At 46.9% G+C, this 24,955-nt stretch carries 12 protein-coding genes; 4 read left to right on the forward strand and 8 right to left on the reverse strand.

Features of this window, described 5'->3' with window-relative positions; genetic code table 11:
- Positions 1 to 14: 14 nt before the first annotated feature.
- From BN8908_RS18815 to BN8908_RS11905, 8 genes are all read right to left on the reverse strand, one after another.
- Positions 15 to 3,449 carry a fibrinogen-like YCDxxxxGGGW domain-containing protein gene (locus BN8908_RS18815; RefSeq protein WP_202668894.1) on the reverse strand — a complete coding sequence of 1,145 codons (3,435 nt, stop codon included), beginning with the start codon at positions 3,447 to 3,449 and terminating at the stop codon, positions 15 to 17.
- Positions 3,450 to 3,452: 3 nt separating this feature from the next.
- Positions 3,453 to 6,950 carry a fibrinogen-like YCDxxxxGGGW domain-containing protein gene (locus BN8908_RS18820; RefSeq protein WP_068690765.1) on the reverse strand — a complete coding sequence of 1,166 codons (3,498 nt, stop codon included), beginning with the start codon at positions 6,948 to 6,950 and terminating at the stop codon, positions 3,453 to 3,455.
- Between the two features lie 2 nt (positions 6,951 to 6,952).
- Positions 6,953 to 15,040, reverse strand: coding sequence for a T9SS type B sorting domain-containing protein (locus tag BN8908_RS11880; RefSeq protein WP_068690767.1), 8,088 nt, complete (start codon positions 15,038 to 15,040; stop codon positions 6,953 to 6,955).
- A 19-nt stretch (positions 15,041 to 15,059) separates the two neighbouring features.
- A complete protein-coding gene (locus BN8908_RS11885; protein WP_068690769.1) occupies positions 15,060 to 15,863 on the reverse strand; it encodes an Lcl C-terminal domain-containing protein in 804 nt (267 codons plus the stop codon).
- Between the two features lie 28 nt (positions 15,864 to 15,891).
- Entirely contained in the window at positions 15,892 to 16,983 is a 1,092-nt protein-coding gene (locus BN8908_RS11890) for a hypothetical protein (protein ID WP_068690771.1), read from the reverse strand.
- 68 nt (positions 16,984 to 17,051) lie between these two features.
- Positions 17,052 to 17,930 (reverse strand): hypothetical protein, encoded by an 879-nt coding sequence (locus tag BN8908_RS11895; protein ID WP_148453297.1) that lies wholly within the window; start codon positions 17,928 to 17,930, stop codon positions 17,052 to 17,054.
- Positions 17,931 to 17,932: 2 nt separating this feature from the next.
- Positions 17,933 to 19,174 carry a DUF1565 domain-containing protein gene (locus BN8908_RS11900; protein ID WP_148453300.1) on the reverse strand — a complete coding sequence of 414 codons (1,242 nt, stop codon included), beginning with the start codon at positions 19,172 to 19,174 and terminating at the stop codon, positions 17,933 to 17,935.
- A 32-nt stretch (positions 19,175 to 19,206) separates the two neighbouring features.
- Positions 19,207 to 20,184 (reverse strand): PorP/SprF family type IX secretion system membrane protein, encoded by a 978-nt coding sequence (locus tag BN8908_RS11905; RefSeq protein WP_161945870.1) that lies wholly within the window; start codon positions 20,182 to 20,184, stop codon positions 19,207 to 19,209.
- A gap of 589 nt (positions 20,185 to 20,773) precedes the next feature.
- Between BN8908_RS11905 and BN8908_RS11910 the strand changes: the two genes are divergently transcribed.
- The 4 genes from BN8908_RS11910 to BN8908_RS11925 all read left to right on the forward strand — a co-directional run bounded on the left by BN8908_RS11910 (position 20,774) and on the right by BN8908_RS11925 (position 24,531).
- On the forward strand, positions 20,774 to 21,025 hold the full coding sequence (locus tag BN8908_RS11910) for a hypothetical protein (RefSeq protein WP_021987143.1): 252 nt from the start codon (positions 20,774 to 20,776) through the stop codon (positions 21,023 to 21,025).
- A 27-nt stretch (positions 21,026 to 21,052) separates the two neighbouring features.
- Entirely contained in the window at positions 21,053 to 22,633 is a 1,581-nt protein-coding gene (locus BN8908_RS11915; RefSeq protein WP_021987142.1) for a DUF4301 family protein, read from the forward strand.
- A gap of 219 nt (positions 22,634 to 22,852) precedes the next feature.
- Positions 22,853 to 23,731 carry a DUF368 domain-containing protein gene (locus BN8908_RS11920; RefSeq protein ID WP_068690777.1) on the forward strand — a complete coding sequence of 293 codons (879 nt, stop codon included), beginning with the start codon at positions 22,853 to 22,855 and terminating at the stop codon, positions 23,729 to 23,731.
- 56 nt (positions 23,732 to 23,787) lie between these two features.
- Entirely contained in the window at positions 23,788 to 24,531 is a 744-nt protein-coding gene (locus BN8908_RS11925; protein WP_021987140.1) for a shikimate dehydrogenase family protein, read from the forward strand.
- Positions 24,532 to 24,955 lie beyond the last annotated feature (424 nt).

Genomic DNA, 24,955 nt, shown 5'->3' on the forward strand with positions numbered 1-24,955 from the left:
AGGGTATTCACATATCATTTCACCCATACGGTCCAGGCATTCCCCTGAACAGCCCCTCCAACATACCCATTCATCGCATACCCACGCTGAGCCGGATCACTATTCCTCGGAGCAAATGCCCAACTATATTTTATTCCCCCGGTCTGATCGTAAGTAAGAGTGTTATTCCAGCCAGAAGTATTATAAAGGCTCGATTCCGGGTCGTGCCCATTGTAATAATTTGCTGTATTCCTATACACTTGGAAATATGTATTTCCTGTTTTCAAATTCAATAAAGTCGGACTCCTGTAATTCAGATTACCGGTAGTATATTTCATTTTACTGTACCCGACAAATGTCGGATCCAAATCTTTTCCGAATGCCGTATAAGTATGAGACGGTATCTGAGAGGTATTCAGTACAAAACTTATTTTCGAAGCTAAAGTCGGATCGTAATCTGCCCGGATTCCCTGATTCCAATCCAAAATCGGATTATTTTCATATTGGGCGACAACAAGCGTCCATCCCCCGCCTTCCGTCACCATATCGCAATACACATCGAAAGGCTCGATCGGACCGTCACGACCGTCCGGATCAATACGGTAAACACCGCTCCCGATATCCCCGCGGTACTCATAACCTCCACCCGGACGACGGTAACCCTCCGCCGAAGGAGCATACGTACCGTCGGCCCAACCACGGTAACTACCGAAATCCTTCACCTTCATCAAATCCTTATCCATCGTATTCACCACATCCAGCGCTATCACCTCGCTCCGCTCACACGCTCCCCCCACATTAATCGTCACCATGATCGTCTTCGTGCCGTAAACCGCATGCGTCGTATCCTCCGTAAAATCCTTGTAACGAGGCAGAAAATAACTCCGGAGAGCACTCTCCTCCGTTGCTCTAAGCTCCTGACCAGTTGCCAGGTAACGCCACGTAAAACGACTCGTATACTGGGTCGTCACCGTTATACCACCACCCTTGCCGTAACCGTCGATCGTATCACGCAAACGGCTGATACGGTAATCAGGGTCCACTACAACAAGCTTGACGATTCCGCTTAACCCGTCACTGTTATCACGGATGACACGACGGCGGTACCAGTAATCACGAACCTCCCCCGCAGACATCCCACGGTTCTCCAATCCGTAAACCTGAAGGTCACGGCCACACTCCCCGTCAAGTAAATCCCAGCTGCGGCCACGGTTCTCACTCTTGTACCAAAGGTAACTGACACTATAATCCCCAGGAGGCTCATTACCCAAAATCTTATAGTCGCTACCACTGCAAACCGTATCGCTCATACTACCCGTCCCGAGAATACGACCGTCCTCCAAAACCAGCTCGCTCTCCAATACCGGTCCGGCAGAACAACTACGACCCAGACGGAAGCTCACTGTCGAATCACGCGCATCGATATCCGTAATATAACGGCTGGCATACTGACGGTTGGAACCGGACAAATCCGTAGGGGAACCTGAACGGAAACTCCCTCCGCGCAATCCGAAACAGGCCGCATCCGTTACCCAACCCCAGCCGTTTACCGTCGATAAACCTGCCAAATCGCCGTTACCGTGCTTCGTCCCCTTAAACTTACGCCCGGCTGCATTCGCATTATAATAAATCTCATTCAGATTACCGCTCAGGTCCTGAACACCCCAGAAACTGCTACCCGAAGACTCCTGGCTACCACCGGTACGCGCAAAAATACCCACCCGCAAAGGACCACCGATTCGGTTACCGTAATTCACATTACCGCTGCTCACACTCTCATTCGTCTTACCACCCTCAGACAAACTCCCGGGGGCCTGTGCTACCGTCGTACCCCACGAACACTCGAAAGGCTCCGGTACATAAGGATAGGGGGCGCGGCAAAGACGCTCGTACTCCAACTCTGTAAGGGGACGCAAACCAACCCAGGATGCATAGGCAAGCATATCGCTTACCGTCAGGTAATTGCAAGCCAGAGGCAAGCCGTCTCCATCCAGGGAAACAGGTGTTTCCGGATCGAGATCACAGGCAAAACTTACCGTATCGCCCGTTACATTACGCGTACTGATTACGATTCCGTTGCGGTTGGAAGCATGTTTACGGTCACCGCCGAAAACATAATCACGGGCTGAAAAACTACGGAGACGTTCGCCGACCGTACGGTTTTCCCGTTCACGGGCCCCTATCATATTCAGAAAGCCGCAGTACTGATCCTGCGACATCTCGTATTTCATCACATAAAACGCACTATAACCGTTCGGGTAGTCACTGCCCAGAACCGTCTCCGAGGAAGGCCACGTCTCCCCGTCATCCAGACCGTTCAGACCACGCAATCCCCCAAGGAGCGTCGTGCTCGTATCGATCAGAAAGGTATTGTCATAGTCACGGGAAAGGTCGTGCTCCGTCATCGAGACTGACTTGATCACAGGAGATTTACCCCCAGGCATATCGCTGCGCGATACCTCGATACGATACATACGGTAATTGCCCGGATTCGTCACTTTGACTGCCTTCGTGCCCGGATAAACTCGTTCCAGGCTCGTCACCCAGTCACTGCCCGTACCCGTATAAATGGGTTCCGTACCCCAGCTACCGGGAACATCGTCGTTAGCAGCCCAGAGCTTCCATTTAGCTGGAACCCGGCCGGGAATAGACTCGATGCTCAGGTAACGGACCGTCGGACCCTTACCGTAAGGATCACCGGGCCAGCCCGTCTCCGTTCCGTCCGGACGCTTACGGAAATCGATCGTCCAGGTTAGTGTGCTCTCGCTCGGATGACCCACCCAAGCGTTCGTCTCGCTGTTCGTAAGGTCGTTCACACGGTTAGCCGCAAGGTAAGGCGATACCGGACTGTTAGGGTTCGTCTCTATGTAATAGCACGTATCTACAAGGTCCCAGGACCGGGGAATAAAAACTTCAGGACGGTAAAAAGTACGCGAAGACTGCGTACCGTCAGTATACGCCTTGTCTCCCAAACGGAAAGCACCACGCGGAATATAAACCATCTCGATGCCCGTACAGGCCAGGATGATCTGACCCATTCCTACCGTTCCAGGCTGTACCTTACCACCGGTTGTCGAAAGATCCCACTTCAGAACGACGTTCGTGCGGGAAATTCCCGTTCCGGCCTTACTCCGGTATATGAATACACCCACATTACGGCCCGCCGTCTGGCCCGGAGCTACGTCGCAGACAAAACCGTTGTCTGCACTGTTGCCCTCGTCCGAGATGCAAAGCGGATACCAGATCTCCGGACTCGCGTTCATAAACTTATACCGCAGCGTAACATAAACGGCGTCATGGTTATAGCTGTCACGCCATGAATTTTCCCACTCCAGCGTAAAATATACACTCACGATGTCCCCCTCAATACCACTCTGCGGAGTCTTGACCGTTCCCACAATACGTACGTTATTGCCCTCACTCAGCAAGGCAAAAAAACACAAACAAATGGAAACGATATATCTTTTCATAAACTATCTGATATAAAACCAAAAACGTCCGCTGCGATTCGTCGATAAAGCCGCCGTATTTCCATGAGATGCATAAGCTCCACCTCCGTAACTCACCAGCCCGATACCAACAGAACTATCATGAGTCCAGGCATTACTCGTCCCCGTTTCACTGGTTTGGTTGGCAATAATACCGTATCTGACCCCACCCCCTCCTGTAATAGCAAAACCCGACTGCGGATTTCCCCGCTGCCAGGAGCCTCCCAGTAAAACATCCAAATTATAATTTGCAATAACACTATAAATATCCTGCTTATTCAAATAAGTCAAATTAGAAAACAAAGCAATACAATTTGCCCGGCTTATCGTCTCAAAAAAATCCATACTTTTCTGGTTGGCATCCATTGTCATACGCGCAAAAGTCTGCTTTACGGGACAGTATAAAAATGCCTTGTTTTTTACATCCACATTCGCATTTATATCGAACACCCGCTCATTCAATAAAGTATTATTTGTCCAATATCCACTACTATATCTGAATGTCGTACTTCCCGGAGCCCCCATCATCACCAACATCCACCCACCGTTATCCGTCACCATATCGCAATACACATCGAAAGGCTCGATCGGACCGTCACGACCGTCCGGATCAATACGGTAAACACCGCTCCCGATATCCCCGCGGTACTCATAACCTCCACCCGGACGACGGTAACCCTCCGCCGAAGGAGCATACGTACCGTCAGCCCAACCACGGTAACTACCGAAATCCTTCACCTTCATCAAATCCTTATCCATCGTATTCACCACATCCAGCGCTATCACCTCGCTCCGCTCACACGCTCCCCCCACATTAATCGTCACCATGATCGTCTTCGTGCCGTAAACCGCATGCGTCGTATCCTCCGTAAAATCCTTGTAACGAGGCAGAAAATAACTCCGGAGAGCACTCTCCTCCGTTGCTCTAAGCTCCTGACCAGTTGCCAGGTAACGCCACGTAAAACGACTCGTATACTGGGTCGTCACCGTTATACCACCACCCTTGCCGTAACCGTCAATCGTATCACGCAAACGGCTGATACGGTAATCAGGGTCCACTACAACAAGCTTGACGATTCCGCTTAACCCGTCACTGTTATCACGGATGACACGACGGCGGTACCAGTAATCACGAACCTCCCCCGCAGACATACCGCGGTTCTCCAATCCGTAAACCTGAAGGTCACGGCCACACTCCCCGTCAAGTAAATCCCAGCTGCGCCCACGGTTCTCACTCTTGTACCAAAGGTAACTGACACTGTAATCCCCAGAAGGCTCATTACCCAAAATCTTATAGTCGCTACCGCTGCAAACCGTATCGCTCATACTACCCGTCCCGAGAATACGACCGTCCTCCAAAACCAGCTCGCTCTCCAATACCGGTCCGGCAGAACAACTACGACCCAGACGGAAGCTCACTGTCGAATCACGCGCATCGATATCCGTAATATAACGGCTGGCATACTGACGGTTGGAACCGGACAAATCCGTAGGAGAACCAGAACGGAAACTCCCTCCGCGCAATCCGAAACAGGCCGCATCCGTTACCCAACCCCAGCCGTTTACCGTCGATAAACCTGCCAAATCGCCGTTACCGTGCTTCGTCCCCTTAAACTTACGCCCGGCTGCATTCGCATTATAATAAATCTCATTCAGATTACCGCTCAGGTCCTGAACACCCCAGAAACTGCTACCCGAAGACTCCTGACTACCACCGGTACGCGCAAAAATACCCACCCGCAAAGGACCACCGATTCGGTTACCGTAATTCACATTACCGCTGCTCACACTCTCATTCGTCTTACCACCCTCAGACAAACTCCCGGGGGCCTGTGCTACCGTCGTACCCCAAGAACACTCGAAAGGCTCCGGTACATAAGGATAGGGGGCGCGGCAAAGACGCTCGTACTCCAACTCTGTAAGGGGACGCAAACCAACCCAGGATGCATAGGCAAGCATATCGCTTACCGTCAGGTAATTGCAAGCCAGAGGCAAGCCGTCCCCATCCAGGGAAACAGGTGTTTCCGGATCGAGATCACAGGCAAAACTTACCGTATCGCCCGTTACATTACGCGTACTGATTACGATTCCGTTGCGGTTGGAAGCATGTTTACGGTCACCGCCGAAAACATAATCACGGGCTGAAAAACTACGGAGACGTTCGCCGACCGTACGGTTTTCCCGTTCACGGGCCCCTATCATATTCAGAAAGCCGCAGTACTGATCCTGCGACATCTCGTATTTCATCACATAAAACGCACTATAACCGTTCGGGTAGTCACTGCCCAGAACCGTCTCCGAGGAAGGCCACGTCTCCCCGTCATCCAGACCGTTCAGACCACGCAATCCTCCAAGGAGTGTCGTGCTCGTATCGATCAGAAAGGTATTGTCATAGTCACGGGAAAGGTCGTGCTCCGTCATCGAGACTGACTTGATCACAGGAGATTTACCCCCAGGCATATCGCTGCGCGATACCTCGATACGGTACATACGGTAATTGCCCGGATTCGTCACTTTGACTGCTTTCGTGCCCGGATAAACTCGTTCCAGGCTCGTCACCCAGTCACTGCCCGTACCCGTATAAATGGGTTCCGTACCCCAGCTACCGGGAACATCGTCGTTAGCAGCCCAGAGCTTCCATTTAGCTGGAACCCGGCCGGGAATAGACTCGATGCTCAGGTAACGGACCGTCGGACCCTTACCGTAAGGATCACCGGGCCAGCCCGTCTCCGTTCCGTCCGGACGCTTACGGAAATCGATCGTCCAGGTTAGTGTGCTCTCGCTCGGATGACCCACCCAAGCGTTCGTCTCACTGTTCGTAAGGTCGTTCACACGGTTAGCCGCAAGGTAAGGCGATACCGGACTGTTAGGGTTCGTCTCTATGTAATAGCACGTATCTACAAGGTCCCAGGACCGGGGAATAAAAACTTCAGGACGGTAAAAAGTACGTGAAGACTGCGTACCGTCAGTATACGCCTTGTCTCCCAAACGGAAAGCACCACGCGGAATATAAACCATCTCGATGCCCGTACAGGCCAGGATGATCTGACCCATTCCTACCGTTCCAGGCTGTACCTTACCACCGGTGGTCGAAAGATCCCACTTCAGAACAACGTTCGTGCGGGAAATTCCCGTTCCGGCCTTACTCCGGTATATGAATACACCCACATTACGGCCCGCCGTCTGGCCCGGAGCTACGTCGCAGACAAAACCGTTGTCTGCACTGTTGCCCTCGTCCGAAATGCAAAGCGGATACCAGATCTCCGGACTAGCGTTCATAAACTTATACCGCAGCGTAACATAAACGGCATCATGGTTATAACTGTCACGCCATGAATTTTCCCACTCCAGCGTAAAATATACGCTCACGATGTCCCCCTCTATACCGCTTTGCGGAGTCTTGACCGTTCCCACAATACGTACGTTATTGCCCTCACTCAGCAAGGCAAAAAAACACAAGCAAATGGAAACGATATATCTCATAATTAATTTCTTACAATAGAAACCAAGCCCATATAAACACCCCCCTGTCCATCTGTAAATTTATAGACATAGGTCCCTGCCGGTAATATCTTCCCATTATCTGTCGTACCGTTCCACTCGTTCATATAAGGAGCCGCCTTATATAAACTTTGCTGATCCCGGTTAAAAATTTCCAACGTATTCTCCGGTGCCTGCCACAAACCGGAAATTTCCCAATTATCGTTGTATCCGTCTCCATTCGGCGTAAAGGCTACCGGGAATAAATAAGTTTCCCGTTCCCGGAATACAGCAGTAACCTGAGCATCCCGGGTAATCGTAATGGTACTGTCCGGCAACATCTCTGCCCCGTCTATTTCCAGGGAATACAACTTCCAGCCCGGATCGGCCACCGGTTTTATCCGTAATACCGTATAATGATCGATAATATCCGAAGGAGATTGTACCGCTGTTCCATCAGGCAAAAGCAAATCCAGCGTTCCTTTACCGGTTACAAAAGACGATACCGTCCATTGACGAATTTTGATAACCGCTGAGATCGTCGTATTTTCCAATACGATCCAGAAATCTTCATTCTCTATTTCCTGTCCGTTTACTTTCACCTCAATAACCTCATATCCTTCCGGATCATCCGGCACAGCAGCTATAGTCAAAGGCGTACGATAAGGTACCTTGTCTCCGGGCTTGACAGTGCCGTCCGGCGTCTCGATCTGTAAATGCCCGAACTGCGGATCGGCATAATCAATTGTATAAAGACGCGGTGCTACGACGGCTTCCACACGGGTTTCTCCACGCATTGTCCAAATCTCTCCCTGTGGGTGGGGTTGTCCGTTAACCAGAACGTCTTTCACTTCATAACCGGCAGGATTATAAACATCCGACTTTACCCGAATCTGTGTCCAATAATCCAAAGTTACAGGTGAACTGACATCCAGGCTTACCCAGTTTCCATATTCATCCATACGTTCCACTTTGATAAACCCGCTATCCGGTTGCACAACCACCAGCTTACACGGTATGATCCTCATACGGGCCTTGATCCGTACAGTATCATACAAAGCATCCTCTTTCGGCAACATAACCGTATTATTGACAACATTTCCTTCATTCCATGTCAAATCCTCCACTTCATAACCTTCCTCCGGTTCGACCCAAACGTCAAAAGCCGTCAATCCGGGATAACGCGCATATTGTCCTACCGCCTTACCGCTCTCCATCACATTCAATACACCGTGTTGCGGCTGTTCATAGGTAATCCAATAATATTTCCGGAATTCAACGACAATGTCGGTTTTTCCGGTGATCTCCACAGTTGTCTGATTCCCGCTTATCGAAACCGAAGTTCCGTCCGCCCGGTTTATTGTAAAAGATTCAATCAGATAAGCCGCTGACAGGGGATTTACAACCACATCCAATAAAGTAAAATGCTCGGTTCTGCGACTCTTATTCGAATTAGACGCAAGTTGCAGCACTCCGCCGGCTAATCCGTTGACCTCCATCGTCCCTTCTCCCTTGACAACAAAGGTGACATCATACTTTTTCAATGCGTATTCAACATGGAAAACAACACTGTCCACAGATAAATTACCTCCCGGTATCGTACAAATAACTTCACCTCCCTCCGGCAATACCGTTTGCGCTTCCCCATTCATCGTCAGTCCCACAACTTCATAACCGGTTTGAGGCTCCGCTTTCACTTTAAGAGTTGTACCCGCCGGATAGCGATGACCAACGGCATTGGTATCCGCACGGGAAACCTCCAATATTCCTTCTGTCGGATCGGTAGTTTCTTTCCGTACTTCATAAATCCGCTCAAAGCTCGCGTCTATATTTACGGCAGCACTGACAGAAGCTACATAAGCCGGATCGGTCATCGCAACTCCTCCCATTCTGGTAATAAAACTTCCGGGTACCAACTGCCAGCTTTGACTTTCCGGTTCAACCCGAACCGTCAGTTCTGTAAAATGTTTTACCTCATCTCCCGAATGAACCACAGTACCTTCCGCAACACCGTTAAAAATTTTGTCGACTACAAGGCGTCCGCCCGGATTCGTCGTATAGTAAACCGGATAACGCTTGAATTCAAAGCGAGCTGTCACCGTCACATTGAAGTCCGGCATATTGACCAGACTTAACGTAAAAGGAGCATTCGTAACCGGTGTCGTTATCCCGTCATTAGCGGAAAGCAAAACGGTTTTACAACCTTCTGCATCCATCGTCCATATCTCAACAGGAGCGCCGACATCAACGGTAATACTACCGTCAGCCGTAAAAGTATGCTGTGTACCGTCTTCCAATTGTACAACCACCTGATTACCGTTTGCCCCGCTTTCCTGCTGCAAAACAATATTCAATTGTTTACTTTTCCGGTGAGCCCTTGCCGTAATGGTTACACTGTCTTTTACCACGACATTATTTACCTGCAAATCATAAACCGTCGGATCTCCATGCATAACAGCCGTCACCGTTACCGGTCCCTCGTACCAGGGATGCAATTGTAAAGTAGACAAGTCCAAACGCAGAGTAGACAAATATTCCGCCAATGAACCGTTTGCCCGGTCTACCTTGAAATCCGGTGCCGCTCCACCCGGCATAACATAAACGTCTAATATATTAAACGCCTGTATATCGGGTTGATGCTCTATCTTTACCTTAAATTTCTTCGGTTGGAACGTTCCCTGTATATCCACATCCCCGGCCGGCATACTGAAAGTCTCCTCAATACTACCGTCACCGTCCGTATCCGTCCAGGCCAGATATGCTCCCCCATCCTTCGTCGCCGTCAAACTCGTACAGTCATGTCCCGTCAATTCAGCTCTCGCAACCAGTACTTTCCCTTCCGGAATCTTTTCTCCGGTATGATACACTTTACTGCCATCTGCCGCCTGCACTGTTATATTCGGACCGAAAGTCAACGTATATAACCGGCCGAAATGTACCGTAAACAACGTATCGCTCATAACGGTTACAGCTCCGGTATAAGGTGTATTGGATCCGGTAAACTTAGCAGCCTCCTCCCAGTCCGGTGCATTCGGAGTCGTATAGAAATGAAGCACCGAACCATGGGCAACGCCTGCTACCGATACTTCGGTATCGACATCGGCTTGTCCCAAATGCAATAAAAGAGTTCCTCCACCGCTATTCACACCGTTCCAAATTTCAGCCTCTCCCCCTTCAGCCGGAAGCTTTTTCAAAGTAACCCGATATTCTTTTTTCTCAAAAGTCACGGAGAAAGCAACATCTTTGGCAGTCAATCCCGCCGGTATGGTATACGCGGCATTCCCTTCCGCATCCCAGGTCAACGCCTGAGAAGCAATAGCTGAGCCCGGAAAATAAACAACGGCATTTGTACAGACATAAGCGTCACTGACCGGAGTCATCTTTACAGCAAAAGATTGACCGGCAGCATAATATTGACCGACAGCATCCTTAACCGTACCCGCTTCATGTATCGTCAACGTTCCGGCCGTTACGCTACCTCTTACAATCCGGTATCTCCGTGAAAAATGAGCCTCGATTCCGACAGAATCGGTAATATGATCCACATGATAAGGAGAAGTTTGTCCCAACAAGCGGTCTACACCTCCCATATAACCGGTAATCTTGTCAAAATGATAATATAGATCCGCCTCCGCCACCGTTATCTGATTCAGATCCGTACCGTGTTCTACCGAATATTTTCCTTGTGTATAATTATTCCCCTTCGTATCCGTCACCTTGACCGAGCCTCCATCCTGAGGAATAGCAACAATATTCAGCGGATATTGCTTTAATGTGAATTCCGCATACAGAGACAATTCACTGTTCAAAGGCATTGTCGTCAAAATATGGGTCTCTTTCCGGCCCGTACCGGGAAAAAGATGCAACTCGTATCCTTCCGGAGCTCCAATGCCCGCCTCTACCCAAGCCTCCACTGTAGCCCCGACAGGCACCTGTACCCTCGTATAGCTGGCCTGATAATATTGGGGAACACCTCCGTCTATCTGAACCTTCACTTTAAAATCCGAATCCGGAGGGGTAACCTGTACCGTCAATGTCTTGGTCCGCCGCACCACTTCCGCTGCTATATCGACATGATTCGTTACCGGAATCGTAAAGCTATATACAAAATCCAAATCAGAAGAGGAAAAGCCAAGGTCGACATTCCTTCCGCCCATCCTAGCGGTTAACGATTTCACTTCAAACCAGGTATCCAGACTACCGACACTCACAGGTGACAATGTAATGGTCACCTTTAACATATCGCCGTACGACAATACCTGTGTTCCGGCTGATACCGATATATCAAGTCCTCCTTCGATTTTTACGACTTTCGGCGTCGCAGCCCCGGCCGGAGCATTCAAACTTAAGGTCAAATCATATTTCAGTTTTTCAAACTCAGCCTCTACCCGGACATCATCCGCGGGCATTGTAAACGTAAACTCGACCGTCCCGTCCGGTTTCTTATCCGTCTCCAGGCTATTCCCATAATCAGTATTCGGAACGGCATATTTTTGTACCGTTATTTTAGTACATACCTGCCCTGTCGTCGGTGTTGCCGAATAAGCTTTCAATATTTCTCCCGCATCGACAAAATCCCCGTTATTGACAACCGTCCCGTTTTCCCGGGTGACCTTCGTCACTGTAGCTCCGTAATATACCTGATAACGCTTGACAAATTTCACGGCATAAACCTCCGGTTGTACAACCGCAGACGTCTCATAACTAAACGTTCCGGTTCCTGTTTTACATATCTCCGAAGGCTTGTGTATAATCTCCACCGAAAAACCGTCAGGAGCAACAACCTGACAAGTCAGGCGGTCGCCATGCTTCACGTTCGTAGTTCCCTGGGTAGTGACGGTAACATCTCCTCCCGTCCATTGTACACTACCGCCCGCCGGTACAGTTACCACACCTTCCAATAACAACTGAACTTCATACGCTTTCCTCTCAAACGTCGTCGACAAATCCAGATTCCGGTCGAGACCAGCGTATGTATATTGATAAACTGTAGCCGGAGTACCCACGGCCGACAATGAAATATCTTCGGCAGGAGTAACTCCGTTGTTAACCACCTTATGCGCAGCATTCAACTGATAACCGACCTCTGTCTCTGTAGCCACAATCTTCACCTGAGCACCCTTCCGATACCAGTATTGTGTTCCGGCAGTCAGGACATTCGTTTTCGCTACTACACTCAAGCTACCGTATACAGATTGAGTGTATTTCACCTTATAATACGTTTCGGCACTCCCCCCAAACCAGATTTCTCCGCCAGTATGCGTTTCGGGGATAGTGTAATTTACATTTCCGGAAGTTGAGGGCGGTGCAGCGACTGTACTGATTGTTCCGACCCACAAGTTATTTCCGTCTACCGTAAGCGTTTCACATCCCACAGACCCGTCTGCAGCCGTTATTACAGCTTGCAATACGGCACCCGCAGGCACGACTGCACCATCGGCCAATACCGTCCCGTCTTTACTTACAGTGATAGTAGCTCCTGTCAGAGCATTGATTCTAACCGTACATTTCCGGACAAATTTAGCTGTCAACACGGTATTCCGGATCAGCGTATACGGAGACGTCACATTATTCCCACTCTGATCACGAATATACAATAAAGTATCTGTTGCTGCCTGCACAGGCTCAATTTGCAACTCGGTATTTACATCATACGCCGCCCCTTTCACAATATCTCCCTCTGTAGTTTTATACACCTTCAACGCGTTCCCGCTACCGCTTATTTCATCGATACCCCAACTGATCGTATATTGGGGTGTCGTATTCCCGATACCGACCAAAACGGTAACGTCACTTGTAACAACAAATCCCCCTTCATCCAAAATACTTCCTTCCGGATGCGGTGCGACAAGTGTATCCAGCTGGGTAACGGAATACCCATGCACACAAGCCGGAATCATCGTCAAGCGCGTACCATACGGCACCTGTGCCGTAACATCCGTCGTAACGGTTTCCGCTACCGTCAAGCGATCTGCACCTGTTTGATCGACCAACCGGACAGCACCCTTATCCGGATACAAACCGACTCCGCTCTTTTTACGCAAAGTAACAGTATACAACTCAGGCTCAAACTCGGCGGTAATCCTCACATCCGACTCAACTTTATTCAGAGTGTAAGCACCAGCATCTTTTAATTCCATTTCGGCATCAGCCCCCACCTTCACTTTCAATGATTTCAGCTTATAATGCGTTTGGGCAGTCGTCGAAATCTTTATTGCATCCCCATAATAAGCCTTTCCCGGACTTACAACAAAAGGTGTCCATACGGCCGCGTCCTTATCTTTCAAGGCAACAGTCAAATCCCCGTATTCCGGAGTTACATTCACATATGTAATAGCATAGCCTTTTCGCTCAAAAAACAACTCGACATTTTTATCTACCACAATATCCGATAAAGTAACATTTTCTACGCCCCGTTCCACACCATTTACCGTTATCTTCTTACAGATATAACCTTCCGGATTTTTAGCATGAATAACAACTCCGGAACCATGTGTTACCAAATGATCAACCCCCAATCCCGGATCGGTTGTATAAAAATCGGTTATGTCTGCGGGTAATCCTTGTGCCGTTATCGTCACCAGATATTTCTTCGGCTCAAACTCGGCCGACAATACCGTATTCTTTGTGACCATCCATTGGGAACCGGTAACCGTCTGTTCCGTCTCACCCGTCGGTTGAGCCGTCAATGTGCCTGTTTTATACTGATAGCCGGTATTCCCGACCGGAGTAATCGTTATCAGGGTATTATAAGGTAAGTTCACTTTGTAACCTCCACCCGTAATACTTTCCGGAACACCTCCTTTATCCAATGTCAGATTCCCGTTTGTACAATACCAGGATACGATACATTGCTCCGGTTCATAAATCACTTCCACGACCATTCCGCCGATACGCATATCTGTCACTTTATCCGTCGCATTCGTCAAGTCTTCCGGGTTACTGCTACCGTCGATATCGTATACTTTTATCGACTTTACACTATATCCTGTATTTTTTACAGCCTGGATGTCGAATGTCAAATCGGAAGCATATTCAACAGCCTGGCTAAATTCACTCACTCCGGCTGCCAAAGAATAACTCGCGGCAGTCTTTTTATTCACCACAGTCAATCCTCCCATCGTCCTGTCATTGACTTTCAACTTCACCGGATAAGAACGCGGACTAAAAGCAGCACTGAATGTAATGTCTTCAGTTCCGATCTTCACCCCTTTTCCGGCCCCGACCTTATCCTTTACCGATACCTTTGCTTCCGCAGATTTGGTCTTTTTCATCCAGACATCGGTACAATAATAGCCCGGATCAGAAACCGTATCCAGCAGGATTACTTCATTTTCCTCCACCACCATAGAAGACGTCGCAGGTGAAACCGACTTATCCGGGATCGTCATCTTATCGCCTTGTGCCGTAAGTTGTCCGTGTTCCGGTATTTCGACCGTCACGACGATAGGCGGATTCAAAGTAATCACCACATAGATATCATTGTTGATATTCGACACGGTATATACCTTATTGATATCCGGCTTCAATTCTTTATCTCCGGTAAGCATCTTCACGGTAACCATATCTGCCGTAATCCCGGCAATCTTACTAAAATCGACCTTAAACTGATAGGTATGCCCGGGCTCGACATGTGTCGAATCACAATTATCGGCATCCCGGACAGACTCGATGACCACATCGGAAGGTATATCAAAATAAACCTTATAAAAAGTATATTCATTTGCTCCGATATCGATAATATCGACAAAGCGCTTATTTCCCCACAGATCCAAAGCATCACTTCCAAAAATAGTGCCCAAAACATCGTTTATTCCGGCTCCGATACAAGGCGAATCTTTCATCAAACGGAAATCGTTATTCAATGAATCGACAAACAAAGGACTCGCTTTACCGGGTAGCTGAATATAACAATTGACCCCGTTAACACCGTCCCCTACCTGCTTACCCTTATTCCCCCAGATGATCGTATTTTTTAAAGTCGCACCACTTCCCAATTTGACAGCAGCTTCAGAGGCATCCTGCCCCCAAGCCGTCAATCCGCAAAAGATCAATATTCCCCAAAGGGCTACCAGACCAAATCTCTTTATCATAGTTACATACACTTATAAATCAATACGCAAATACAGGCCGTACCATAGCCGGAGCAGTACCTGCCTGTGGGGAAAAAGCACCGATAATATCTCCAACCGAACCATCCCCTTCTTTCCCAAAATTCAATACCCACATATTTCCGATATCGGATGTCTCCGAAGAGCTCCAATAAAAATCTTCCGTAAAATGCGATACAGCCACCCCTTGCTCTTCAAGTACCTGTAATGTCGCTTCAACTTCCGGCAACGCCGTAAACAATGCCGCCAACTGATAACCGGCCGGTAACGCCCAGTTACCGGCAAAAGTCCCGGCTGTATACTCCTTACAATACCGGGCGGCTTCACTAACGGTTGCCCACAAGCGGGTATTCTCATAAGCCGCCGTATCGAAAACGGCATATTCGAAATCTTCCGTTTGTGACGGTCCGTCTCCCCACACTTTCACCTCCTGACTCAAAGCCACGACATACCCCTTCAAAGGAGTATACAAATCACTGTTTATCCAAAAAACAATTCCGACAGCCTCTTTTCCTCCAGGATTTGCCCGATAGGTATCCCGGTCGATGATACTCCCGTCGGCACAATAGATATACCCCGGCCTTATTCCGGTCAGCATCCGGTCAGCCATTGCATTGCCGGCAACCGTACAATTGATCACGTCAACATCTCCGCCATAAATACCGAATCCGTCTTCAGCCCGGTTACTGTGTACCACAGTTCCGATCACCCGGGCATGATCTTCCAGGTATAAACCTCCCCCCTTCCCCTTGCCAACACTTTGAGCGACAGCCCCCAGGCAAGGCAGCAAAACTAAAAAGCACATTATATAATAATATCTTTTACTCATCGCTTCAAAATGAAGTTACCGGTATATATCCCGACACTGACGACCCCTTATTTATTTTTGACAAAGTACCCCATTTAAGCGGATTTGCATATTCAACCGCCCACACATACCGCGTATCCGTCGTTCCCGTACTCATTACCTCTGAAGAACTGCAACAAAGAATATTGATAAACGAAGGATATGCCGGAAATATTTTCTTCCAGGTTCGCTCGAGTAAGGCATATTCCGCTACGAGACACCTCAATTGCCCCAAAGCCGGCAGATACCATTTCCCTTTTTCCTCGGCCCAGCCTCCGCCATCATATTCTAAACACGCCTGTATAGCCGGTACGTACCCCAACCGGCCGCTCGCTTTCACTTTTTGACAATGGCTCCACCCCATCGTATCTTCCACAGCCTCCTTCCAGGTTTCAAACGTAGCATCCGTCACCTGAATATCTGCTCCGTCGGTTCCGGCCCATTTGCCCATATTTACAATCGGATATTTGCTAACCAGCCATCCTCTGTTTCCCTCCACGGCATCCGGATCGGGATTGATCCAAAACACAATCCCTCTTACCCGGGACTCATCTGCTGCCGTAAGCTCCTCCATACGTAAAAAAGAACCGTCTCTCAACTGCACATCACCGACCCGGGGATAATAACGTCCCGCATAATTATTCCGGACGATACAGTTTCTTACCGTTCCACCGCTTACAACATATACACCTCCGCCATTTTCACCGGCAGCAATACCTCCACAAATCGTAAATCCATCCAAAATCCCTTCCACCCGGGCAACCCGAAACTTTGCGGTTGCCTGTAAAACAGTCATCTCCGTACCTCCGCTCTGCCTTTCACCGTCAGAACCATATCCCCCTGACACCTCCACACCGGACGGAACAACCAATTCCTCCGTCAAGGCATAAGTCCCCCAACGCACCAAAACCTTCTTCCCTCCGCCGTTTATCGCTTCCTTTATCCCCGCCATCGCATTCTCCCAGCTACTACCGTCCCGGGTGCCGGAACCTCCGGGCACCACATAACGCAACTGTGCTTCCCCCACTGTTACCATAATCAGCAAGCCGATAAACACCAAGCCTATTTTCTTTATCATAGCTTACTTTATTATTTTAATAGTTTTGCCTTCCACCTTTCATCCTGTCTTTACGGATACGCTATATCTCAATAAACAAAAATCGGACGCACATTGTTACGGGTCGTTTTCTCTGCCTCCGTGCTACCGAAGCGACCGTACGCCCCCGTCACAAAATTGACGACACATCCGCTGTTGTGCTCTCCGGCAAGTCCGTCGTTTGAACTCCAATACCAAGCAGCCGTCCTGGACTTGCCCCCTAACATATCAATATCCAACCCCGGATGTACACGTTTCAAAAAACGCAACGAAGCATCCAAAGCCGAAATCTGATTAAAAATACGCCGCAAATACAGATAAGTCGGCAAACACCAGCGGGGTGTACCCTCAACCTGTTTTTCAGCCCGGTAACCGTAACAGATATGTCCGGCTTCGAATTCCCTATACCCTCTGTCAGTATATTCCTGCTCCATCTTCAACGTATTGCCGTAACAAGCCGTATCTTTCAAAAAAGCAACACCTCCCCAATCTTCCAGTTCATACTGCCCGGATATATTCAAAACATTGACAGCTCCCCAGGACCCCTGGAATTCCTGCAAAGCAATCGCGGCCCCTTTCGGATAAACGGCATTGATATCCCCACGCACCCAATACACAATACCGATGGCATCCTGCCGCCCGTCACTCTCATAAGTCACGGTATCCACGATCTCCCCGTTCAAACAATAAATATATCCCGGAGCGACACGGGTCGTATCTACCTTCAGCTTCTCGTTGGCAATCACCGTCGTATTGATTACCCGGGCATTGCCACCGGCAATTCCGAAACCGTCCTGGGCCTGATTTTGATATACAACCGAACCGACACAACTGCCGCCATCGTGCAAATATATACCACCCCCCTTTCCTTGAGCACAAGTATCAATGCAAAACCACAGCAACCATATACACCAAAACACCTTCTTCATAATCAAAAACATTTTACGGCATACGCCATTTGCGGCCGAGTAACTGTTGCCACACCTTTACGATCCTCGACGATTACATAAGTCCGTAATGCCGCCTCATTGTAAAAACCGCTCAACTGCCAGCAATTCACCGCATCCGGACGGGAAGAAGAAGTCGGCCAGCTTTTAAACCATAACAAATCGGCCTCATACCAGGAAGCATAAGCAATACTCGGATTCACAATACCAAAATATTTATTCATCACTGCCATATCGGATCCGGACCCGATCTGTATTTTATCCCATACCATTCTAAAAGAATTATCCACCGTATTCCACTCCGTCAATATCCACATGATTTCACCGATAGCCGGCAAATACCAGCCTTCTCCATAATTCCGGCAGGCCCTGGCCAAAGGAAAATCTGTCACATAAGCATTCGTGTTCGATAAAAGCAATTCCGTGTTCGCAGCACCATCCGTATCCGATAATGCCGATTCGACTTCCGGGCAATAAGTACCCTCCACCAAATTCACAAGAAACTCCTCGTTATACTTACATTTATTTTTGACAGCAACCCACGGCTCATTGAACTCTTTTATCGACATCGCCCGGGCCCTCTCACCTACCGGAGCGTCCCGCTTCGGATTTACCCAAAAAACAATTCCCACCACCTCGTCGGCCTGTCCGTACACATATTGGGAAACATCCATAAAATCACCGCTTTTCAACAGAAGATCACCGACCTTCGGCGTACTCCCCGAAGCCTGATTACTCCGAATGATACAATTCACCACCTTTCCACCACTCTCTACAAGAATCCCTCCGCCATTAGCACCCTCTGCACGTCCTCCGGCAACTACAACCTGCTCCAAAACCCCTTTTACAGTCGCAATCCGGCAAGTAGAATCCCCTTGAAAAATAGTTTGTCCGTCCGGATTTCCGCGGTTATCCGACAACATATCCTTCACACCCGTTCCCTCACGGATATAACCTCCCCTTATCGTCACATTCGCCGGAACAAGCAGTTCTCCTTTCTTTTTTCCCTTTTGGGCCGATATCAAATACTTACCGACAGCCACCCGGATCTCTACCGGTCCGGCTACATCCTTTACCGACTCCAAAGCTTTATATACGGATTCATACGGTAGTGTCTGTGCCCCCGACCAGCTATCATCCCCTCTTTCCGACACATACACAACTTTTTGTGCCGGCAGAATCCCGGCAAACAACACCAACATCAACACATTTAATATACGTTTCATCTCAATACCTCCTTGGGAATTCCCCCTCCTGCTTACCTAAAATACCACTTATTTTTACAAGCATCAGCACGCTTCCATATACGATAAGCCACACCGATCTCATGGGAAGCACCCCAGTCACGCTTATTGATATCGTAAGTGTAATTCAGCTCTATCGTATTCCGAAGCAATATTCCCATATGAACAGACGGGTTCTCCAACTTACGGAGTGATCCGCCGATCCACACCATATCCTCATACCATAACACGGCATTGATATCCACACCCGTTCCCGAATAGCCGTCATTTTTATACATTACCGAAGGAACAAAAGCAAAACGGCTGAAATATAGCTGCCACCCGGCTGTCGCATATATGTTATTGTATCTTTCCTTATTGTCCTCATCATAAGGATCCTTCATATACCGGGAAAGGGATCCACCTACAAAAGGCCCTGTAGAATAGAGCCATATTCCGGCTTCAACCAAAGGCGTCGCTTCATTCCGCTTGCCGACTTTTAACAAAGGATCATCAACATCTCCCACATATTCATCCCCGATCTTCATCGTCGACATCGATACTCCGGCTCCCACACCGGCAGACAATGTCCAATAAGGACTCAAAGGCACATGGCAGGCATAACTGAGCGTAACATCCGTATAAGTAAAGATATTAAGCTTGTCATAAGTCACTTTTGCCCCCACCCCATGCTTGATCCGCCGGTAATTGTAATCCAAATGACCTTTTTCTACCCGGTATCTTTTATCAAAATCAGAATAACGCAACACCTGATCCTTATCTTTCGCCAAATTCGTATTGAAAGTAAACAGGATAGAGGTCGGAGAGTTTTTGATATTCGTCCACTGACGGCTGTAAGATAGCCGGACGTCCATATAATCATTCACCCCCGCAACCGCCGGATTCATTAAATAATTGTTCAGGAAATACTGACGGGAAAATAACTCATTCTGAGCATCCGCATAGGACGCCATAAGTAAAAACAATAGGCTTATATACCACTTTTTTTTCATCAGACTCACGATTAGAAGCACAAACAACGTTTTATCGCCTTTGCCTCCCGACAAAACAGCACACAACGCCCTACTTAACATATATATTATACATCTACTTTAATTAGGCAAAAGTAATAATAAATCTATTAAACGAATCCTAATTTTATAATAAAAACAGGCATTTTTGATAATTTTAACACACTTTTTTAACCATTCCTTTTTACAACTGCACCGACCGAAAATTTCAGACTTTCAGCCGAAAGCGAAATACATTTAAGCAAGGCCCCGGAAACGGTCATTGATTTACGATCCGGGAAGGCCACATAAGCCAATCCGGAAAAAGAATTTCGCAAACATTATTACCGTTTCTTTCGTTTGAAAAGAAAAATTTACAAGCTGAAAAATATAGATTCTAACTGTAGACTTACGATTTTGAGATTAAAAAAAATCTAACGAAGAAACAGCCCGACAAACAATTTAAAATTTAAAATCTAAAATTTACAATTTATATGTACATTTGTATCCAAATTATAGTTCAAAGTCAAAGGTAAAAATGACATGTAGCCTGCTGACCTAAAACAAGTAACTAACTTAATATTACAAAAACATGTTACCTAAATTTCTTATTGCTGACAATTCCCAGGAAGCTCTCGATCTGGTATATGTTGTACATACGGAGAGTCCACGGTGTATTATTCAATGTGACTTAGACGGTTTTTACAGCAATCAGCGTATTTATTGGATTGACGAAGAGCCGCTTTCACAAGACGATATCGATTCGTTAATGGAAGAAGCTGAAAATTTTTACGAGAAAGAACTCGATAACCAGGAAGAAGTTTACGATGAAGAAGAGGAGTAGGGTTAACATTTGAAAATTTGATTTAAAATGAAGGAAAATAAAGTTATCTACACGAAAGAAGACCTCAAAGATTTTAAGCATCGGGGTATCAAGCAGGAACAGGTAAACCAACAACTTGAAAATTTCAAGAAAGGTTTCGGTTATGTCCGGCTGTCCGAACCGGCTGTAATCGGGAATGGCATCAAAATCATTCCGGCCGAAGAAGAAAATTACCTGATCGATCTCTATGAAAAAGGGAGCCAGAAAGCAGATGTTATAAAAATGGTTCCAGCTTCCGGTTCCGCTTCCCGAATGTTCAAAACATTATTTTCCTTTATGGAAACATACAAAGGCGATACGGAAGAATTTCTGAAATTCGTACAAGATAAAGCCCCCAACAGCATGCATGAATTTTTCCTGCATCTGAATGAATTTCCATTTTATGAACATTTAAAAAGTATCATGTGGAAAGACAGCAGAGATCTCGAAAAAATGCTGGAAAAAAGGGAATACAAGGAAATTCTGGAATATATCCTTACAGATAAAGGACTGAACTACGGCAACACCCCGAAAGGACTGGTTGACTTTCATGTATACCGCGACTTCGTCCGCACTCCTTTTGACGAACATCTGGTAGAGGCAGCTTTATATTGCAAAAACGGAAAAGATGCCAATCTGCATTTTACGGTATCAGAAGAGTATCTTCCCCGGTTCAAAGAGCGTTTGAGAAAAGTAACGAAAGTATTTGAAAAAATGTTCGATGTAAAATATAAGGTTACTTTTTCAATTCAAAAACCGTCTACAGATACTGTTAGTGTCGACGAAAAGGGAGAACTTGTCAGGGATGAAAACGGACAAATCCTTTTCCGTCCGGGCGGTCACGGTGCTTTAATTCACAATTTAGACGATATCAAAGGCGATATTATTTTTATTAAAAACATCGACAACGTTATTCCCGACCGAAGCAAAGCCGATACGGTCAAATACAAAAAGTTATTGGCCGGTATGTTGTTCGAAATACAAAGTAAAATCTTTGAACAACTGGACTTATTGGATAAACGCGGCCTTACCGACGAAAAACTCGATGAGATTGAAAAATTCATTGAAGAAAATACCGGATATAAAAAACCGGCCGATCTTACCTTTCCGGATCGTAAAAAACGGATTCGTTTTTTAAAAAGCTTATTGGATCGCCCGATCCGGGTATGCGGTATGGTGAAAAATGAAGGCGAACCGGGAGGCGGTCCGTTCTGGGTAAAAGCCGAAGACGGCAGCCAACGGTTAATGATCATCGAATCCGCTCAAATTGACCTGAAAGACAAAGAGCAGAAAAAAATCTTCGAACATGCCACACATTTTAATCCCGTAGATTTGGTTTGCGGAACCCGCAATCACAAAGGCAAGCAATTCGATCTCACAGATTTTATCGACTACAATCAAGGGTTTATTACGACCAAATCCTACAAAGGAAAAGACATCCGTGTACAGGAATTACCCGGACTGTGGAACGGTGCCATGGGAAATTGGATATCTATTTTCGTGGAAGTACCGTTGAGTACCTTTACTCCGGTAAAAACCGTATTCGATTTGCGCCGGACGGAACACCGGAATGTATTTTTCAAATGCTGAACATCAATATTATCGATTTACGGTTTTTATTAGGAAAAGAATGATAGCAGCCGAAGTTATTTTATCATGATGAACCTGGATTCTGAGGTTTTATATTTTACAATTTACTACTGAAATTATAAAATCACCGGTCAAAAATCGTAAATCTAAAATCAAAAATCGTAATCAAACGTGGAGAAAAAAAGAAATTACCTTTTACTCGTATTAAAAGGGTGTTGTATGGGGGCGGCAGATGTCGTTCCCGGAGTGTCCGGAGGAACCATCGCATTCATTACCGGTATTTACGAAGAACTGATCAACTCAATCAAAAGCATCGATTGGACAGCCATAAAACTGTTGTTCAGTCTGAAAATCAATGCTTTTTGGCGAAAAATAAACGGCAGTTTTTTATTCTCTGTACTCTGTGGCATTGGTATTTCTATTTTCTCTCTGGCCCGTCTGATGACCTATTTGCTAAAGTACCACCCCATTGAAATCTGGTCTTTCTTTTTCGGTTTGATTATCGCCTCCTCTTTTTTGGTTGCAAAGGAAATCCGGAAATGGGATATCTTTACGGTAATATCCCTGATCGCCGGAGGAATTGCTGCATATACGATCACAGTACTTAGCCCGGCATCCACACCACAAACCTGGTGGTTTATCATGCTCTCCGGCGCAATTGCCATATGTGCTATGATTTTACCCGGAATTTCAGGTGCTTTTATACTGTTGCTGATGGGGCAATATGCCTACATCATGGCAGCCGTCAGTAGCCTGAATCTCGGCATTATATCTGTATTTGCCATTGGAGCCATTATCGGTATTATTTCGTTCTCTCATATTTTATCCTGGTTACTGAAAAACTACCACAGCTTGACTGTTGCGATGCTTACCGGATTTATGGTCGGCTCGCTGAACAAAGTGTGGCCCTGGAAAATCACCTTGGAGACCTATGTCGACCAACACGGCGTAAGACAAGCTCTGACAGAACAAAATGTACTGCCCCGAAGCATAGAAGGTGATCCGTTGGTAGCACAAGCGATAATAATGTGTCTGGCCGGATTCTTTTTAATCTGGGGCGTTGAGAAAATCGGGAAAAAAATGAGCCGGAAAAACTAAAATGGAATTTACAGAATAGCGAAATCTGAAAACGAACAAACAAAACACATACATTCATGTATCTTTACGGTCTGGTCGGTTTCCCTCTGGGACATTCTTTCTCTCAAAAATATTTCACAGAGAAATTCGAAAAAGAAAAAATAAAAGCTTTTTATCGGAATTTCGAACTGGAAAATATCGCTGCGCTGAACGACATCATTCTTCAAAACCCGGAATTGCAAGGCTTCAATGTCACCATCCCCCACAAACAAACCATCCTCCCATACATAGACGAACTGAATGGGGCTGCCCGGGAAATCGGAGCCGTCAATTGCGTGAAAATCGTACGGGAGGACAACTGTATCCGCTTAACCGGTTACAATACTGATACGGAAGGATTCCGCTTATCTCTGTCTGATTTTATCCCGCCAACAGTTACCCGGGCTTTAATACTCGGCAATGGCGGAGCTGCCCAAGCCGTCCGCTACACATTAAAAAAGCTGGGCATATCTTCTTTAACCGTATCCCGCAACCCACAGGGAGAAAATGAGATCGGATATGCAGACGTACACCGGTATTTACCGACACATTTTCTGATTGTAAATACAACTCCGCTCGGCACCTGGCCCGACACAGCGACCTGTCCTTCCATCCCCTATGAGCAATTGACACCTGCCCATTATCTGTTCGACCTGGTTTATAATCCGGATATTACCCTTTTCATGCAACAGGGACTCCAGGCTGGAGCTCATGTCCGCAACGGACTCGGCATGTTGATCGGACAAGCCGAAGCCGCCTGGAAAATTTGGAACAATCGATAAATACATTATCCACCGGATTCCATACACCATTTTCGCCAAATCCACAGACCGGTATAACCGCAATAAATCCAAAACTTATCCGCAAAATCCATGAGACAAATCAAAAATCGTAAATCATAAATCGTAAATCGTAAATCATAAATCAAAAATCATAAATACGCTCTCCCTCCTTTCAAACCTCATTTTTCAATTTAAAATCTAAAATCCCTTTTCACTCTTTTCCCATAATCCCTATACATCACTTTATCCTCCAACCATAAACCCAAAACTTATCCGCAAAACCCGTGAGAAAAATCGTAAATCGTAAATCGTAAATCAAAAATCATAAATACGCTCTCCCTCCTCTCAACCTCTGTTTTTCAATTTAAAATCTAAAATCCAAAATCTAAAATTACACAACAAGTCCGTCCCAGTCATGTTCGGA

This window comes from Culturomica massiliensis, assembly GCF_900091655.1.
GTDB classification, from domain to species: domain Bacteria; phylum Bacteroidota; class Bacteroidia; order Bacteroidales; family Marinifilaceae; genus Culturomica; species Culturomica massiliensis.